Annotated in this window: 18 protein-coding genes, 1 pseudogene and 1 riboswitch; of the genes and pseudogenes, 10 read left to right on the top strand and 9 right to left on the bottom strand. The window is 41.6% G+C overall.

Annotated features, from left to right (window positions below):
- Nucleotides 1-345: 345 nt before the first annotated feature.
- The 7 genes and pseudogenes from ATH1_RS22435 to ATH1_RS22565 all read right to left on the bottom strand — a co-directional run bounded on the left by ATH1_RS22435 (nucleotide 346) and on the right by ATH1_RS22565 (nucleotide 4,783).
- On the bottom strand, nucleotides 346-888 hold the full coding sequence (locus ATH1_RS22435; protein WP_280959757.1) for a sodium ion-translocating decarboxylase subunit beta: 543 nt from the start codon (nucleotides 886-888) through the stop codon (nucleotides 346-348).
- Nucleotides 889-970: 82 nt separating this feature from the next.
- Nucleotides 971-1,411 (bottom strand): annotated as a pseudogene (locus ATH1_RS22430) (sodium ion-translocating decarboxylase subunit beta); the annotation flags it as partial.
- A gap of 251 nt (nucleotides 1,412-1,662) precedes the next feature.
- Entirely contained in the window at nucleotides 1,663-2,088 is a 426-nt protein-coding gene (locus tag ATH1_RS0105430; protein WP_010418664.1) for a biotin/lipoyl-containing protein, read from the bottom strand.
- A gap of 2 nt (nucleotides 2,089-2,090) precedes the next feature.
- A complete protein-coding gene (locus ATH1_RS0105425) occupies nucleotides 2,091-2,456 on the bottom strand; it encodes an OadG family protein (protein WP_010418662.1) in 366 nt (121 codons plus the stop codon).
- A 14-nt stretch (nucleotides 2,457-2,470) separates the two neighbouring features.
- Complete coding sequence (locus ATH1_RS0105420; protein ID WP_010418659.1) at nucleotides 2,471-4,030, bottom strand: acyl-CoA carboxylase subunit beta; 1,560 nt, start codon at nucleotides 4,028-4,030, stop codon at nucleotides 2,471-2,473.
- Nucleotides 4,031-4,096: 66 nt separating this feature from the next.
- Nucleotides 4,097-4,504 carry a methylmalonyl-CoA epimerase gene (mce, locus tag ATH1_RS0105415; protein ID WP_010418656.1) on the bottom strand — a complete coding sequence of 136 codons (408 nt, stop codon included), beginning with the start codon at nucleotides 4,502-4,504 and terminating at the stop codon, nucleotides 4,097-4,099.
- A 99-nt stretch (nucleotides 4,505-4,603) separates the two neighbouring features.
- Nucleotides 4,604-4,783, bottom strand: a complete 180-nt coding sequence (locus tag ATH1_RS22565) for a hypothetical protein (RefSeq protein WP_081467423.1) — start codon at nucleotides 4,781-4,783, stop codon at nucleotides 4,604-4,606.
- Between the two features lie 763 nt (nucleotides 4,784-5,546).
- On the opposite strand from ATH1_RS22565, the gene ATH1_RS22150 reads away from it, so the two are divergent.
- The 9 genes from ATH1_RS22150 to thiD all read left to right on the top strand — a co-directional run bounded on the left by ATH1_RS22150 (nucleotide 5,547) and on the right by thiD (nucleotide 12,075).
- The gene (locus ATH1_RS22150; RefSeq protein ID WP_010418653.1) at nucleotides 5,547-5,792 is read left to right on the top strand and encodes an SDR family NAD(P)-dependent oxidoreductase; all 246 of its coding nucleotides are present in this window, start codon (nucleotides 5,547-5,549) and stop codon (nucleotides 5,790-5,792) included.
- A gap of 28 nt (nucleotides 5,793-5,820) precedes the next feature.
- The gene (locus tag ATH1_RS18975; RefSeq protein ID WP_010418651.1) at nucleotides 5,821-6,357 is read left to right on the top strand and encodes an SDR family NAD(P)-dependent oxidoreductase; all 537 of its coding nucleotides are present in this window, start codon (nucleotides 5,821-5,823) and stop codon (nucleotides 6,355-6,357) included.
- A 6-nt stretch (nucleotides 6,358-6,363) separates the two neighbouring features.
- On the top strand, nucleotides 6,364-6,777 hold the full coding sequence (locus ATH1_RS0105405) for an acyl-CoA thioesterase (RefSeq protein ID WP_010418649.1): 414 nt from the start codon (nucleotides 6,364-6,366) through the stop codon (nucleotides 6,775-6,777).
- 80 nt (nucleotides 6,778-6,857) lie between these two features.
- Nucleotides 6,858-8,816: a dipeptidyl-peptidase 3 family protein gene (locus tag ATH1_RS0105400; protein ID WP_010418646.1), complete on the top strand. Its 1,959-nt coding sequence runs from the start codon at nucleotides 6,858-6,860 to the stop codon at nucleotides 8,814-8,816.
- 94 nt (nucleotides 8,817-8,910) lie between these two features.
- Nucleotides 8,911-9,141, top strand: a complete 231-nt coding sequence (locus ATH1_RS0105395) for a ribbon-helix-helix domain-containing protein (RefSeq protein WP_010418644.1) — start codon at nucleotides 8,911-8,913, stop codon at nucleotides 9,139-9,141.
- Nucleotides 9,131-9,478 (top strand): type II toxin-antitoxin system PemK/MazF family toxin, encoded by a 348-nt coding sequence (locus ATH1_RS0105390; RefSeq protein ID WP_010418641.1) that lies wholly within the window; start codon nucleotides 9,131-9,133, stop codon nucleotides 9,476-9,478. Before ATH1_RS0105395 ends, ATH1_RS0105390 begins: the two co-directional genes overlap by 11 nt.
- A gap of 29 nt (nucleotides 9,479-9,507) precedes the next feature.
- A riboswitch (TPP riboswitch) is annotated at nucleotides 9,508-9,602 on the top strand.
- Between the two features lie 234 nt (nucleotides 9,603-9,836).
- Nucleotides 9,837-10,631, top strand: coding sequence for a hydroxyethylthiazole kinase (thiM, locus tag ATH1_RS0105385; protein WP_010418638.1), 795 nt, complete (start codon nucleotides 9,837-9,839; stop codon nucleotides 10,629-10,631).
- Nucleotides 10,628-11,269: a thiamine phosphate synthase gene (thiE, locus tag ATH1_RS0105380; RefSeq protein WP_010418635.1), complete on the top strand. Its 642-nt coding sequence runs from the start codon at nucleotides 10,628-10,630 to the stop codon at nucleotides 11,267-11,269. Before thiM ends, thiE begins: the two co-directional genes overlap by 4 nt.
- Nucleotides 11,266-12,075: a bifunctional hydroxymethylpyrimidine kinase/phosphomethylpyrimidine kinase gene (thiD, locus tag ATH1_RS0105375; RefSeq protein ID WP_010418632.1), complete on the top strand. Its 810-nt coding sequence runs from the start codon at nucleotides 11,266-11,268 to the stop codon at nucleotides 12,073-12,075. The genes thiE and thiD overlap by 4 nt, the downstream gene beginning before the upstream one ends.
- A gap of 11 nt (nucleotides 12,076-12,086) precedes the next feature.
- Here thiD and pyrI read toward each other — a convergent pair whose 3' ends face one another.
- Together pyrI and pyrB are read right to left on the bottom strand one after the other, a co-directional pair.
- Complete coding sequence (pyrI, locus tag ATH1_RS0105370) at nucleotides 12,087-12,551, bottom strand: aspartate carbamoyltransferase regulatory subunit (protein WP_010418628.1); 465 nt, start codon at nucleotides 12,549-12,551, stop codon at nucleotides 12,087-12,089.
- Between the two features lie 142 nt (nucleotides 12,552-12,693).
- Entirely contained in the window at nucleotides 12,694-13,602 is a 909-nt protein-coding gene (gene pyrB, locus ATH1_RS0105365; protein WP_029163973.1) for an aspartate carbamoyltransferase, read from the bottom strand.
- Between the two features lie 635 nt (nucleotides 13,603-14,237).
- Here pyrB and ATH1_RS0105360 point away from each other — a divergent pair.
- Nucleotides 14,238-14,942 (top strand): SAM-dependent methyltransferase, encoded by a 705-nt coding sequence (locus tag ATH1_RS0105360; RefSeq protein ID WP_010418624.1) that lies wholly within the window; start codon nucleotides 14,238-14,240, stop codon nucleotides 14,940-14,942.
- The last annotated feature ends 3 nt before the right edge of the window (nucleotides 14,943-14,945 follow it).

Raw genomic sequence — 14,945 nt, 5'->3', positions numbered from 1 at the left:
TTTCCGGATATTCAGCTTAGGGCCTGCTGACTTTTTCATCGGACCTTAAGTAGAGCCTGTTCAGAAAATAAATTAGTCAGTTTAATAAAGTCTAAACGCCGTGACGCAATGGCGCAAGGTTTTTATTATGAGAGAGTTGTGGTTTGTGCTATTAATTGTGTCAACAATTCAATATTGGCGGCAAGCGTAACACAGAATTTGGCAATTTATGGACAGACACCACTTAGGAAAGAATTAAAAAGGGCCTCCACTAACAGTGGAGACCCCTTTTCAATCAACCAATTACTAGCAGGATTATATTGTTGAGTCTGTTTCTATAAGAAACTTTCAGAAACGGACTCATCATTACATAAGAAAACTCAACATCATCCCTGCTGCAACGGCGGAACCGATTACGCCCGAAACATTGGGGGCCATGGCATGCATGAGCAGGTGGTTAGACGGATCGTTTTTAAGCCCTTCGTGCTGGACAACGCGGGCACTATCGGGGACTGCTGATACGCCTGCTGCGCCAATCATCGGATTGATCTTATTATCCTTCCTTAAAAACAGGTTCATTATTTTGGCAAACAAAAGACCACCGGCTGTTGCAACGACGAATGAGGCGGCTCCCAATCCAAATATCATTATGGATTCTCCTGTAAGGAATACATTAGCCTGAGTTGATGCTCCAACTGTTAGCCCCAGCAATATAGTAACGATGTCTATCATCTTGGTTCGGGCAGTTTCAGCCAAACGTTCGGTAACACCACACTCTTTCAATAAGTTTCCAAAGAAGAGCATTCCCAATAGTGGAAGCGCCGTTGGTGAGATGAAAAGCGTAAGCAACAACCCGATTAACGGAAAGAGTATTTTCTCTGTTTTTGACACAGCCCGGGGCGGCTTCATCCTTATCAACCTCTCTTTTTTTTGATGTCATCAGCCGAATAATAGGCGGCTGAATAACAGGTACCAGTGCCATGTATGAATAAGCAGCAATGGCGATACTCCCGATCAGTTGAGGTGCCAGTTTGGAAGAAGCAAAAATGGCAGTCGGCCCGTCGGCACCACCAATAATAGAAATTGCTCCTGCCTGATGAATTTCAAATCCGAGTGCCATTGCTCCAATAAATGTTGCAAAAATACCAATTTGGGCAGCAGCTCCCAAAATCATCAGACGAGGATTGGATATCAGGGATGAAAAGTCTGTCATTGCGCCTATCCCCAAAAATATTAGCGGCGGATAGACTCCTTTCATCACTCCAAAATATAAATAGTTGAGAACCGAACCTTCTTCGTATATCCCAATCTGGAATCCTTCAACGAACGGGATATTTCCGAGCAAAATACCGGTCCCGATGGGAACCAGCAGAAGAGGTTCATAATTAAATTTTATGGCCAGAAAAATAAAGAAAAGTCCAACCACGATCATTATCAGGTTTCCCAGGGTAACACCAGAAAAACCGGTATAGTGCCAGAACGTTTTCAGGCCTTTGACAAGGGCACTACTGCTTTCAACATTGTCGGGCAAAACATCCTGTGCAGTTGCGTTGCCTCCGGTCAATATCGAAACCATGAAAAGCAGCCCCAATACTGTAAATACTGTTACAAATTTTCTCACGTTAAAATAACTTTGAAGGAAGCTTAAAACAGCTCCGGGATTAAACAATCGGAACAAATATGCTATTCAATCACCATCAATACATCGCTTTGAAGTACCGCATCACCCTCTTTTACTTTAATCTCTTTAACGGTACCCTCTTTGTCGGCCATTACATTGTTTTCCATTTTCATGGCCTCCATGATCATAAGGGTATCACCTTTTTTAACTTCATCGCCTACTTTTACAAGAATTTTAAAAATACTTCCCGGCAATGGCGCCAAAATCTGATGTCCGCCTGTGGATGGTTTCTTGATAATATGTCCTTCTCCCGGTTTTGGTTTTACTTCCTGCCTTACCAGCTTAGGTGTTTTTACCTTTTTTACCTCTTGCTCTATTTCTACTGTATAAGGCGTTCCATTAATCTCTACGGTGGCAATATTATCATCAATGTCCTTCACATCGACATGATATTTGTTCCCGTTTATGGAAAAGTCAAATTTCTTCATTGCTATCTTCTTGTTGGTAAAATGTTATTAATGTTATAAATCTTCGAATTCCACGGAGAGTATCTTCTTTCCACCCTTTTAATGGTAATAATTTTGCTTTCGTCATCATGCATTTCACTGAAATAGAGAGAAAGTGCCAGGCCTATGGCGGCATTTACTTCTCCGGCAATATACTGTTCTTCCTCTCCATGGTTTTCTACATATTTTCCTTCTTTCTTCAGTTTACGTTTCATTTGCAGATTGAGCACCTTAGGCACCAACCTGAAAACAAATATCAGAAGAACCAGGGCAGTAAAAACTACTGAATATCCGACAGCAGTAATTACCCATATCTGTGTCCAGTTGACAGCTTCGAGTATATGAATCATAAGTGTTTCCGGTTTTACAATGGTATATTGCTGTGTTTTTTAGGCGGATTTGTCAATTTTTTCGTCTGCAGACTCTGGAAGCCACGTATAATACGGAATCGTGTATTGCGCGGCTCGATTACATCGTCGATATAACCGTAAGAAGCTGCTTTGTAGGGATTTGCAAATGCTTCTTTGTATTCTTCTTCTTTTTTGGCGATGTATTTTTTCTTTTCTTCGGGGTCTTCTATTTCTTTAACCGCACGGCCTTCCAATACTTCAATAGCACCTGATGCACCCATAACAGCAATTTCAGCCGATGGCCATGCATAATTCAAATCGCCACGAAGTTGTTTACAACTCATCACGTCGTGAGCACCGCCGTAAGATTTACGCAGTGTAATAGTCACCTTGGGAACAGTGGCTTCTCCATAAGCAAACATCAGTTTAGCACCGTGAGAAATGATACCGGCATATTCCTGACCGCTACCCGGCAGAAATCCGGGAACATCAACCAATGTTAATATAGGGATGTTGAACGCATCGCAGAATCTCACGAACCTTGCAGCTTTACGAGAAGCATCGGAATCAAGCACCCCTGCCAGAAAATTCGGCTGATTGGCAACGAGACCTACAGAGGCACCCCCCATTCGGCAAAAGCCTACAATAATATTTTTGGCATAATTGCGATGAACTTCCAGAAACTCACCGTCATCAATGATGGTGTAGATGACTTCTTTCATATCGTACGGTTGGTTGGGGTTGTCCGGAATAATCGTATTCAGACTATCGTCTAACCGGTCAATCGGATCGCTTGAATCAATCAGGGGCGGTTCTTCCAGGTTGTTTTGAGGAAGATATGACAGAAGTTTCCGTATCAGCATAATGCCTTCTTCCTCGTTTTCCAGTTCAAAATGGGACACACCCGACTTGGTTGAATGAACATGAGCTCCGCCAAGGTCTTCAACGGTTATGTCCTCTCCGGTCACGGTTTTTACCACTTTAGGTCCGGTAACAAACATATAACTGGTTTGCTCGGTCATCATGACAAAATCGGTCAGTGCAGGTGAATAAACAGCACCTCCGGCACAAGGTCCGAAAATGGCTGATATTTGAGGAATAACACCGGAAGCAAGAATATTTCGCTCAAAAATTTCGGCATATCCGGCCAGTGAAGTTACACCTTCCTGAATTCTGGCTCCTCCACTGTCGTTAATTCCAATTACGGGAGCACCCACTTTCATGGCCATATCCATAACTTTGCATATTTTTTGTGCAAACGTTTCGGACAATGAGCCACCAAACACGGTAAAATCCTGTGCAAAAACATAAACAACCCGACCATCTATTGTTCCATGTCCCGTAACAACACCGTCGCCCAAAAATTTTTTCTTTTCCATGCCAAAATTAGTGCAGCGGTGTGTAACAAACATGTCAAATTCTTCAAAACTACCATCGTCAAGAAGCATCTCGATCCTCTCTCTGGCAGTGAATTTTCCCTTGCTATGCTGAGCTTCAATTCTTTTTTCTCCGCCGCCAAGCCGTGCCTGGTTTCGCAACTCAATTAAGTGTGTTATTTTATCCTGATTTGACATATTTAAAAATTTTGTTTGTATGACAATTCCATATTTTATTCAAAAAAATAAGGACTGTGACAGTCCTTATTTCGGGGCTTCACATAATTCAGTCAAAACGCCAAAGGTTGACTTTGGATGTAAAAATGCAATGTTAAGTCCTTCGGCGCCTTTGCGGGGTTGTTTATCAATCAAACGTACGCCCTGTTCTTCCGCGGTCTTCAGCTTTGTATCAAGGTCTTCTACTGCAAAGGCCATGTGATGAATGCCTTCTCCCTTCTTTTCTATGAATTTACCTATAGGTCCTTCGCTATCTGTTGATTCCAGTAACTCTATCTTGGTATCTCCTACCTTGAAAAAGGCGGTTTTCACCTTTTGGTCGGCTACCTCTTCTACTGCATAGCATTTCAATCCAAAAACCTTTTCGTAAAAGGGTATTGCTTCATCAAGACTTTTTACGGCAATGCCGATGTGTTCAATATGCGTTGGTTTCATAATAAAAATATATTTTTATTTCATATTTTTTTTTATTGCAAACAATTTACATCCTTTCCACTCAGAAAATCAAGCCGGACTAATAAAGAGGTTTCTGTATTATATAAGAGTGTAGTATAAAAAGCCTTCAAACTGCTGATTTTTACCGTTTTTACCCCTGACCCCTAAAGTGGAAGTGCTAAAAATCAGCAGTTTGAAAAAGTCCCCTTTAGAGGATTTAGGGGTCAAAAGGCTTTTTAGACTGCACTCATATAAAAAACAATACATAATTAAAAACATACAATAAAATACAAATCAATTGGTCGTGATTTAAGACTTTTGACTGTTGAAATGCAGTATATCAAAAGTATACGAATTATTTCACATCCTTCATCTAAGAATCCAACGATTAAAGGTGTTTAAAGAAAATTTTCCGCAAAATTAGCAGAATTAAACCACTATTACTATAAAATCAGAAAGAAAAAATGTGTGTTTTACAACAGTTATTTCAGAAATTACCGTTTTTGTTCAGGCCAGTTTTTAAACGATTTCATGCGATGGCGGCTGACGATAAAAAATTCTCCTGGTTACTTTGCCGATGTATTCACCCGCATAGTCGTAAGGAGGCCTGTGTATTTTGGCCCTTCGGCCACCATTTTGGCAGTGGAGCGAGCGATACTTCGCACAACTCGTATCGCTTAACTTAAGTGATAATCAATACTTGTCTGTTCTTTTTTGCCATTGTAAACAACTTAATTGTTTCTTTCTTTCATCAAAAAACATCATTTTTGCAATTGCTTTTCTCTGATGAAACGAGCATGGCAAAGTTTGCCTTAATAGATTATCAGATTTTTAGATATAAGATTTAAGATGAAATGAACACAGATAGGTTTTCCACAATAAGAATATGTATAAATCAATCATGCGAGTTCCATTCGACCAATGACTTAGACTAATTTTATACGGATGAAACGAGCATGGCAAAGATTGTCACAATAAGAATATGTATAAGTTCTTGCATGCGAGTTCCATCAGACCAATGACTTAGATTAATTTTATACGGATGAAAGACAAAGTCATAATAATAACCGGCGCATCATCGGGCATAGGACTGGCATGCGCCAGGGAATTTGCCCGACGGGGAGCAAAAATATCGCTGGCTGCCCGCAATGTCGGCAAACTTCAGGAAATAGAAAAAGAATTGACCGGTCAGGGCCATGATGTCCTGGTCGTTCCCACCGATGTGAGCAAAGAAGAAGATTGCAGAAACCTGATAGAAAAAACGGTAAATCATTTTTGGAAAAATTGATATACTGGTCAACAATGCCGGCATTTCTATGCGTGCCCTCTTTATCGATACAGACCTGAGTGTTCTGAAAAAAGTTATGGATGTCAATTTCTGGGGAACTGTTTATTGCACAAAATATGCCCTGCCCTATCTTTTGGCGGTCAAAGGTTCGGTGGTTGGCATTTCTTCTATAGCAGGGTTTATTGGATTACCCGGACGTACAGGTTATTCGGCGTCCAAATTTGCCATGCACGGTTTTCTTCAAACCCTGCGAACAGAAAATCTGAAAAACGGACTTCATGTCCTTCTTGCTGCTCCGGGGTTTACAGGTACCAACGTTCGTAAATCGGCACTGACAGCCAACGGAAGTCAACAGGGCGAAACCCCTCGTGCCGAAGAAAAAATGATGACCGCCGAAGAGGTGGCCCGACATCTTGCCAAAGCTATAATAAAACGTAAAAGAACCCTTGTTCTGACTTTTAAAGAAGGCAAATTAACTGTTTTTATTAACAAATGGTGGCCGTCACTTATCGAAAAATTATCATACAATCACATGGCTAAAGAACCGGATTCTCCTTTTAACTAATTTTTTATGCTTAAACATACTACAAAAATACGTGTCAGGTACGGTGAAACCGACCAAATGGGTATCGTCAATAATGCCGTATACTCCAGATATTTTGAGGTGGGCCGGACAGAATTGTTTCGCAATCTGGGCCTGCCCTATAGTAAAATAGAACAGGAAGGTATCCTCCTGCCGCTTTCCGAGCTTCATATCAAATACCATCACCCGGCTGTTTACGATGAAGAATTGACCATCGAGACCTATGTTGAAGAATTCCCGACAGCACGAATACGCTTTAAATACAACATCTACAACGAAACGGGAAAATTACTGGTGACAGGCGAAACGGTGCTGGCCTTTCTGAATAGCCAAACCCGTCGCCCTACCAGGATTCCTCAGTACCTGGTTGATATTATTAAACCCTACTTTGATTTACAATAGGTTAATGCTTTGAAATGCGATGCTGAAAGTATCGTACAGTTAACTGTAATAAAACCAGATATCACACAAAAGCAAATATAATGCAAAACAATAATTTTCAATACGTTGTAGAACAATTTGCCGATTTACGCATTCTTCGTTACCCTGTTTCCGGGTTTGAAGAACTGACTTTACCACAGAAGAAACTGATTTATTATTTGTCGCAGGCAGCCATTGAAGGGCGTGATATCCTTTTCGACCAGAATTATAAACATAATCTGACTATTCGCAGGACGCTGGAGGCTATTTATGAAAATTTTAACGGCAACCGTTCTTCGGACGAATTTCTGTCTTTTGAAGTTTTTCTTAAACGGGTATGGTTTTCCAACGGTATTCACCACCATTACTCTACTGCCAAATTAGAGCCCGGGTTTAGCCCTGAATTCTTTAAACAGACAATCGGAAATATTGATGATAAAAAACTTCCCCTTAACAACGGAGAAACAAAAAAGGAACTTGTTGAAAAACTGATCCCCATCCTCTTTGACCCCACTGTTGATGCAAAACGTGTGAACCAGGCCGAACATGAAGACCTGATTGCGACTTCGGCCAATAATTATTACGAAGGTGTTTCCCGGCAGGAAGCCGAAGCATTTTATGCATCCAAAAAAAGCCCGGAAGAAAAGAAGCCGCTTTCGCATGGATTGAACTCAAAATTGGTTAAAGAAAACGGACGGCTTGTTGAAAAAGTCTGGAAGATTGGAGGCCTTTACTCCCCGGCAATCCAAAAAATAGTCGGGTGGCTTGAAAAAGCACTGACAGTCGTTGAAAATAAAACTCAGGGAGAAATTATTTCGTTACTCATCGATTTTTACAAAACCGGCGATTTGGGGGTTTTTAACGATTATAATATCGCCTGGTTGAAGGATAACGAATCGCGGATCGACTTTATTAACGGCTTCATAGAAACCTATGGTGATCCTCTTGGCATTAAGGCAAGCTGGGAAAGCGTGGTGAATTTCAAAAATATTGAAGCCTCGCGACGAACGGAGATAATCAGTGCCCATGCCCGGTGGTTCGAAGATCATTCTCCAACCGATCCGCGGTTCAAAAAGAAAGAGATTCGTGGCGTTTCGGCCAAAGTAATTAATGTTGCTATGCTGGGCGGCGACTGTTATCCGCACACCCCTATCGGCATTAATCTCCCCAATGCCGATTGGCTCCGTAAAGAGTATGGCTCAAAGTCGGTAACCATTGAAAACATTACTTATGCTTATGATGAGGCTGCCAAAGGAACCGGTTTTTTAGAAGCGTTTTGTTATTCACAGGAAGAAATTGAACGCCACAATAAATATGGTTTTATGGCCGGCAACCTGCATACTGACTTACACGAGTGCCTGGGGCATGGCTCGGGACAACTGCTGGAAGGGGTTACCGGCGACGAATTGAAAGCTTACGGTGCTGTTATTGAAGAAACCCGCGCCGACTTATTTGCTTTGTATTTTATTGCCGACAATAAACTGGTTGAATTGGGACTTTTACCCGATGAAGAGGCTTTTAAAGCCGAATACGACAATTACATCAGGAACGGACTCCTGACGCAGATCACCCGTATTCAACCCGGTGATAATATTGAAGAGGCTCATATGCGTAACCGCCAGCTCATCGCATCGTGGTGTTTCGAAAAAGGTAAAGCCGATAATGTAATTGAAAGGAAAGTCAAAAACGGTAAAACCTATTTCACCATCAATAATTATCAGGCTTTGCGTGAACTATTTGCCCAATTACTTGCTGAAATACAGCGGGTAAAATCGGAAGGGGATTTTGAAACCGCCAGGCAACTCGTTGAAAACTACGGTGTAAAAATTGACAGAAATCTTCATGCCGAAGTCCTCGAAAGATACAAAAAACTTAATCTTGCCCCCTACAGCGGATTTGTAAATCCTGTTTACAGGCTGGAAAAAGATAATGATGGAAACATTTTGGATGTAATACCTGATTACAGCGAAGGGTATGCCGAGCAGATGATGCGATATTCCAAAGAACATTCGTGGATTTAGAATTACAAACAATATTTACTATACTTGAATGATACTCCAAAAAGATATATATTTGTAATATACTTTCAGCAGTAATATGTAACAATAGAATATCATGAAAACAGTATCCTTAAAGATTGATGACTCGATTTTCGGCGAAACAGAAAAAATACTTGCCAGGATTAAAAAGCCACGTAACCGTTACATCAACGAAGCAATAGAGCATTACAATAAAGTGCAGCGTAAACAGATTCTTGAGGAGAAGCTTAAGAAAGAATCTGAAGTAGTAAAAAATGATTCAATGTCTGTATTAAAAGATTTCGAGGAAATTGACTATGGCGATTAAACAATTCGAAATCTGGATTGCAGATTTAAACCCCCGGGTTGGAACTGAACCGGGAAAAACAAGACCGGTTTTAGTTGTTCAAACAGATTTACTCAATAAAATTCCACATCCATCAACCATTGTTTGTCCCATTACTACTAATGTACGACACGATTCGGATATTTTAAGAGTACATTTGAAAAAAGGAATGGCTAATCTCCATAAGGCGTGCGACATTATGATTGACCAAATCAGGGCAATTGATAATAAACGGTTGACCAAAAAGATCGGTATATTACCTGATGAAGTGGCTGATTTGGTAAAAGAAAATATTTCAATAGTTCTCGATTTAGAGTAATGCTGTTGATTTAATTTATTAAATTTGTAGAACACTGTTAGGGGTGCTCCGAATTTGGGGCTGAGAACAAACCCTTGCACCTGAGATGTATAATAACAGCGTAGGGAAACAGTTGGTTAAATGAGATAAAATTTTCCAGGAAATAAATCATTTAAGAGCTGTTTTGCTACTTGCAGAACAGCTTTTTTTTTAGCATAAAAGAGTGCGGTATAAAAAGCATATTTTTGTCAAAATCAAGGCGTTTTAAATTTTTGTGACGGAGTTAACTTATTGTTAATGAGGATGCAAAAATTTATAACAACACTGAGTTTGGCAACAAAGATGCTTTTTAGAACGGGCTCATAAAAGGTTTATTACTATGATTACAGCCCAAAGCGTAGCGGAAGATCTGTTAAAACTGAAAGAACAAGCGCCGCTGGTACACAACATTACCAATTATGTGGTGATGAATAACACGGCCAACGCATTACTGTCCGTTGGTGCCAGTCCGGTAATGGCTCATGCTCCCGAGGAAATGGAAGCCATGGCCGGCAATGCTTCGGCACTGGTTATTAACATCGGTACGCTTAGTAAAGAGTGGATCGAGGGAATGCTGATTGCCGGAAAAGCAGCGTCGAAGAGAGGCATACCCGTAATATTGGACCCTGTGGGTGCCGGGGCAACACCTTTTCGGACGGATACCTGTCATCAACTGATTAAAGCATGCAAGCCAACCATTATCAGGGGAAATGCTTCTGAAATAATGGCACTTATCAACAGTGATGTAAAAACCAAAGGGGTTGACAGTACCGAATCGTCCGATAAGGCCCTGGAAGTGGCAAAAACATTTGCCAATGAAACCGGAGCTGTTATCAGCATCAGCGGCCCTGTTGATTACATAACTGACGGAAACCATGTCATCAGTATTAAAAATCATATTCCCCTTATGCCGAAAGTAACCGGTATGGGATGTACAGCCACGACTCTGACAGGGGCTTTTGCTGCAGTATGTGAAGACAGCATGCAGGCCGCTGCAACGGCGATGGCTGTAATGGCCGTTGCAGGTGAAATGGCTAAAGATAAGGCCCGGGGCCCGGGGACTTTTCAAATATATTTTCTTGACGCACTCTATAATTTGAATGATCGTGATATTGCCAAATATTTGAAGATATGAGAAACGAATTTGATCTGAGTCTTTATCTTGTTACCGATCGCGGATTATCTTTAGGCCGCTCGCTGAAAGAGGTATTAGAAATGGCGCTGAAAGGGGGTGTCACAATGGTTCAGATAAGGGAAAAAGAGGCATCCACAAGAGAATTTATAGGGGAAGTGCTCAATATAAAAGTACTGCTGAAAAGATACAATGTGCCGCTAATCATCAACGACCGGGTAGATGTGGCTCTGGCAACAGATGCTGACGGCGTTCATCTGGGACAGAATGATATGCCCTGGCGAATGGCAAGAAGACTCCTTGGTCCTGATAAAATCATCGGTCTCTCTGTTGAGTCTGCCGATCAGATTGAGGAGGCCAATGCGGCGGATATTGATTATATCGGGATAAGCCCGGTTTTTGCAACACCTACCAAAAAAGAGCTGACAAAAGGTCTTGGCCTGAACGAAACGACCCATATAGCAAAGCTTTCCAGGCATCCGGCTGTTGCAATAGGCGGCATTAATCAGGAAAACGCCCGGGAAGTCCTGCAAACAGGTGTTGACGGAATATCGGTAGTATCGGCAATTTGTTCGGCACCTGATCCTGAAAAGGCCTCCCGTGAATTATTGGAAATCATCACAACAAAGAAAAGCTTATGAGAAAATATAAAACAGCACTAACCATTGCCGGGAGTGACAGCAGTGGTGGAGCAGGCATACAGGCCGACCTGAAAACATTTTCGGCATGTGGCTGTTATGGCATGTCCGTAATCACTGCCGTTACAGCTCAAAATACAACAGGCGTTACGGATATTTTTCCGGTGCAATTATCGACCATTGAGAAGCAAATGGATGCCGTGATGACTGATATTGGTGCCGATGCGGTAAAAATCGGGATGTTGCATTCAACGGAAGTTATTGAACTTGTTGCCGCTAAAATAAAGCAGTACAATATAAGAAATCTGGTGATTGACCCGGTTATGGTGGCCACATCGGGTGATAAACTTTTGCAGGACGATGCCATCAGCGCCCTGAAAACCATACTGCTCCCGTTAGCAAGGGTTATCACTCCAAACATTCCCGAAGCCTCTATCCTGTTTGGCAAGGCAATAACAAGTCAGTCTGATCTACCCCATGCGGCACGAAGCCTGTCTTACAACAAAAAGGTTTCGGTGATGCTGAAAGCAGGACACCTGAGCGATGAGGCACTGAAAGATGTCTTCTTTGATGCAGAAAACGATGAAGTAATCCCTCTGGAATCGCAGCGCGTTCAGACCCCAAACACACATGGCACGGGTTGCACGCTTTCATCGGCCATAGCATCCTTTCTTGCCCGGGGTGACGATCTTATGACTGCCATCCGGAATGGAAAAAATTACATTACAAAAGCCATTCAAGCCGGAGCTGATTATCAAATCGGACATGGTCACGGCCCGGTGCATCATTTTTATGATTGGTGGAAATAGTAATGCCCCTTTCACGAAGCTTCAAATCTTAGTTCTTCCTGCGTGGTAATTTTTTCGCAATAGTGGCATCTTAAGGCAACCTCTTTTTTGTTGACAACTTTAAAGTGAGTGGTAACGGCTTCGTTGTTTGTAATACATTTGGGGTTAAAACATTTCACAATGCCCACAATGGTATCGGGAATGGTTACGTCTCTTTTCTCAACCACCTCATAGTTTTTTATTACATTCAGCCGGGCATGAGGAGCCACCAGTGAAATTTTATTTATTTCGTTATCCTCAAAAAATACCTCCGAAACTTTTATTATGGCTTTTCGTCCCAGTTTTTTGCTGTCGAGGTTGGCTCCGAAAGTTACCTGGGTCGTAATTTTATCGAGTCCCAGGATGGTTATTACTTTAAACAGGTTATCCGAAGGAATGTGATCAATGACCGTCCCGTTTTCGATCGCACTCACTTTCAATTCTTTATTGTGCACCATGGTTATCTTCTATTTTTAAGGAACTCGCATGATTGATTATATACATGTTCTTTTGTGATAAACCTTGCCATGCTCGTTTCATTAATAAAAACTTTGCACCTTTGCGCCTTCGCGTCTTTGCGTTTAGGCATCATTTAACCCTCTATTTGTATCCCATCACAACAGCAATAAGCGCCATTCGTGTAAAGACGCCGTTTCTGGCCTGCTCGAAATAATAAGCTTTAGGACTGCTGTCAACATCGGTGTGGATTTCGTTAACCCGGGGAAGTGGATGCAGCACACGCAGATTATCTTTGGTGTTATTAAGCATGCTTTTCCTCAACACATACGCATTTTTTACTCTTTCATATTCCATGGGATCGGAAAAACGTTCTTTTTGAACACGCGTCATATATATGACATCGGCCTCATCAATAATTTCTGATAATTCACCATGCTCATAGTAAGTGATGCCATGTTCTTCCAGGAAAAGTTTGTATTCTCTTGGCATTCGGAGTTCCTCGGGAGAAACAAAATGGAACGTAGGATTAAAATTTGACATTGCCATTAGCAAAGAATGGACAGTGCGGCCATACTTCAAGTCTCCCACAAGAAAAATATCCAGATTTTCCAGTTTGCCTTGTGTTTTCCTGATCGAGTAAAGATCAAGCATGGTTTGTGTCGGATGCTGATTGGCACCGTCCCCGGCATTGATAACCGGCACGGATGATTGCTCAGAGGCATACCGTGCGCTGCCTTCGAGCGGATGTCGCATAACAATCAGATCGGCATAACGACTCACCATCTGGATGGTATCTTTCAGGCTCTCTCCTTTAGTGGTTGAAGAGGATGCTGAGTCAGAAAATCCGACCACTCTGCCACCCAAACGATTGATAGCGGTTTCGAAACTCAATCTTGTCCGGGTCGACGGTTCAAAAAAAAGACTACCAACCACCTTCCCTTCAAGTAAGGACTGATTGGTGTCCGACTCAAATTCTTCAGCAACATCCAATACATGAAGAATTTCCTCGCGACTGAAATCATTGATGGAGATAAGACTCCGGTTTTTCATCTGAAGCATGGGTTATTTTTATGTGTGGTTTAAAAAATATGGTAACATTTTTTAAATCAAGGCACAAAAAAAGACCCGGCCAATAAAAAGCCAGGTCTTAAAAATATTTTGAATAACGGAAAAACCTGCATGTTTGAAAAGTGATTCTTCGCTTTTCACCTGTATTATGTGGATTCCCTATTTCCTGATGTGCTAACATATCGGGACAAAATTACATTTTTTCCCCGATAATGTAAAGATTAATCTGCAATATATGGTGAGTGATGACCTGGCAAGTCAAAAGTATCATTCTGAGTCTTGCGAAGCATCTCATCAAATCACTGATGAACTGGTGAGTAAACTGTGTCATTCTGAGCGAAGCGAAGAATCTCACCAAGCATCCGATGAACCGGTGAATTAATGAGCAACCATCTCTCTCATTCAGTGATCGGTTTGATTAACTCTGCTGAAGTAATGAGAAATGATTGAATGATTGATTGAATGAATGAATGCCGTTTCCCATCCAACCTTTCCCACTTCGACCCTTTTACTTTTTCACCTTCTCACCGTCTAACCTTTCCACCCCACGCTTCATGCTCTCTGTCCTATGCTTTTCTCTCTCAAATTTCCTACTTTTGCAGAAAATCCAATGACCGATGCAAGGAAAACTTTATCTGGTACCGAATCATCTCGGTAATGAACAAACTAACTTTACCATACCTTCTGATGTGGCGATGCTGACCTGCAGGTTGCGCCATTTTATTGTGGAAAATTTACGAACGGCACGACGTTATCTCAGACTGCTTGACCCCAAAATGGACATTGACAATTCTACATTTTTTGTGCTTGATAAACATACAGGAACTAAAGAATATGCTTCATTTCTGAAACCAATTATGCAGGGACACGATACCGGCATCATCTCAGAAGCAGGATGTCCGGGCGTGGCAGATCCCGGGGCCGAAATCGTTAAAATGGCTCATCAAAAAGGTATTAAAATAGTACCATTGACCGGCCCCTCCTCCATCCTTTTAGCCCTTATGGCATCAGGGTTGAACGGACAAAATTTTGCCTTCAACGGGTACCTTCCCATCGAAAAAAATGAGCGTTCAAAAGCTTTGAAACAATTGGAAAGCCTCAGTATAAAAGAAAATCAGACGCAACTATTCATTGAAGCTCCCTATCGGAACAATGCCATGGCCAAAGACATACTAAATTATTGCCGTTCCGCCACTTTACTTTGCATCGCCTGTAACATCACACTGCCTGATGAATTTATAGAAACCCGGCCTGTTTCGGAATGGAAAGGTAAACTCCCCGATTTGCATAAGAAACCAACTATGTTTCTGTTACAGGGATAAGTT

The organism is Anaerophaga thermohalophila DSM 12881 (assembly GCF_000191885.1).
Taxonomy (GTDB): Bacteria; Bacteroidota; Bacteroidia; order Bacteroidales; family Marinilabiliaceae; genus Anaerophaga; species Anaerophaga thermohalophila.
The sequence above is the reverse complement of the archived record's forward strand: the minus strand, read 5'-3'. Positions and strand labels throughout refer to the sequence as shown.

Excerpts from the sequence above, each read along its gene's own strand:
- ATH1_RS22435 (WP_280959757.1), bottom strand. The coding sequence starts at position 888 with ATGAAGCCGCCCCGGGCTGTGTCAAAAACAGAGAAAATACTCTTTCCG.
- ATH1_RS0105430 (WP_010418664.1), bottom strand. The coding sequence starts at position 2,088 with ATGAAGAAATTTGACTTTTCCATAAACGGGAACAAATATCATGTCGAT.
- ATH1_RS0105425 (WP_010418662.1), bottom strand. The coding sequence starts at position 2,456 with ATGATTCATATACTCGAAGCTGTCAACTGGACACAGATATGGGTAATT.
- ATH1_RS0105420 (WP_010418659.1), bottom strand. The coding sequence starts at position 4,030 with ATGTCAAATCAGGATAAAATAACACACTTAATTGAGTTGCGAAACCAG.
- mce (WP_010418656.1), bottom strand. The coding sequence starts at position 4,504 with ATGAAACCAACGCATATTGAACACATCGGCATTGCCGTAAAAAGTCTT.
- ATH1_RS22565 (WP_081467423.1), bottom strand. The coding sequence starts at position 4,783 with ATGTTTTTAATTATGTATTGTTTTTTATATGAGTGCAGTCTAAAAAGC.
- ATH1_RS22150 (WP_010418653.1), top strand. The coding sequence starts at position 5,547 with ATGAAAGACAAAGTCATAATAATAACCGGCGCATCATCGGGCATAGGA.
- ATH1_RS18975 (WP_010418651.1), top strand. The coding sequence starts at position 5,821 with ATGCGTGCCCTCTTTATCGATACAGACCTGAGTGTTCTGAAAAAAGTT.
- ATH1_RS0105405 (WP_010418649.1), top strand. The coding sequence starts at position 6,364 with ATGCTTAAACATACTACAAAAATACGTGTCAGGTACGGTGAAACCGAC.
- ATH1_RS0105400 (WP_010418646.1), top strand. The coding sequence starts at position 6,858 with ATGCAAAACAATAATTTTCAATACGTTGTAGAACAATTTGCCGATTTA.
- ATH1_RS0105395 (WP_010418644.1), top strand. The coding sequence starts at position 8,911 with ATGAAAACAGTATCCTTAAAGATTGATGACTCGATTTTCGGCGAAACA.
- ATH1_RS0105390 (WP_010418641.1), top strand. The coding sequence starts at position 9,131 with ATGGCGATTAAACAATTCGAAATCTGGATTGCAGATTTAAACCCCCGG.
- thiM (WP_010418638.1), top strand. The coding sequence starts at position 9,837 with ATGATTACAGCCCAAAGCGTAGCGGAAGATCTGTTAAAACTGAAAGAA.
- thiE (WP_010418635.1), top strand. The coding sequence starts at position 10,628 with ATGAGAAACGAATTTGATCTGAGTCTTTATCTTGTTACCGATCGCGGA.
- thiD (WP_010418632.1), top strand. The coding sequence starts at position 11,266 with ATGAGAAAATATAAAACAGCACTAACCATTGCCGGGAGTGACAGCAGT.
- pyrI (WP_010418628.1), bottom strand. The coding sequence starts at position 12,551 with ATGGTGCACAATAAAGAATTGAAAGTGAGTGCGATCGAAAACGGGACG.
- pyrB (WP_029163973.1), bottom strand. The coding sequence starts at position 13,602 with ATGAAAAACCGGAGTCTTATCTCCATCAATGATTTCAGTCGCGAGGAA.
- ATH1_RS0105360 (WP_010418624.1), top strand. The coding sequence starts at position 14,238 with ATGCAAGGAAAACTTTATCTGGTACCGAATCATCTCGGTAATGAACAA.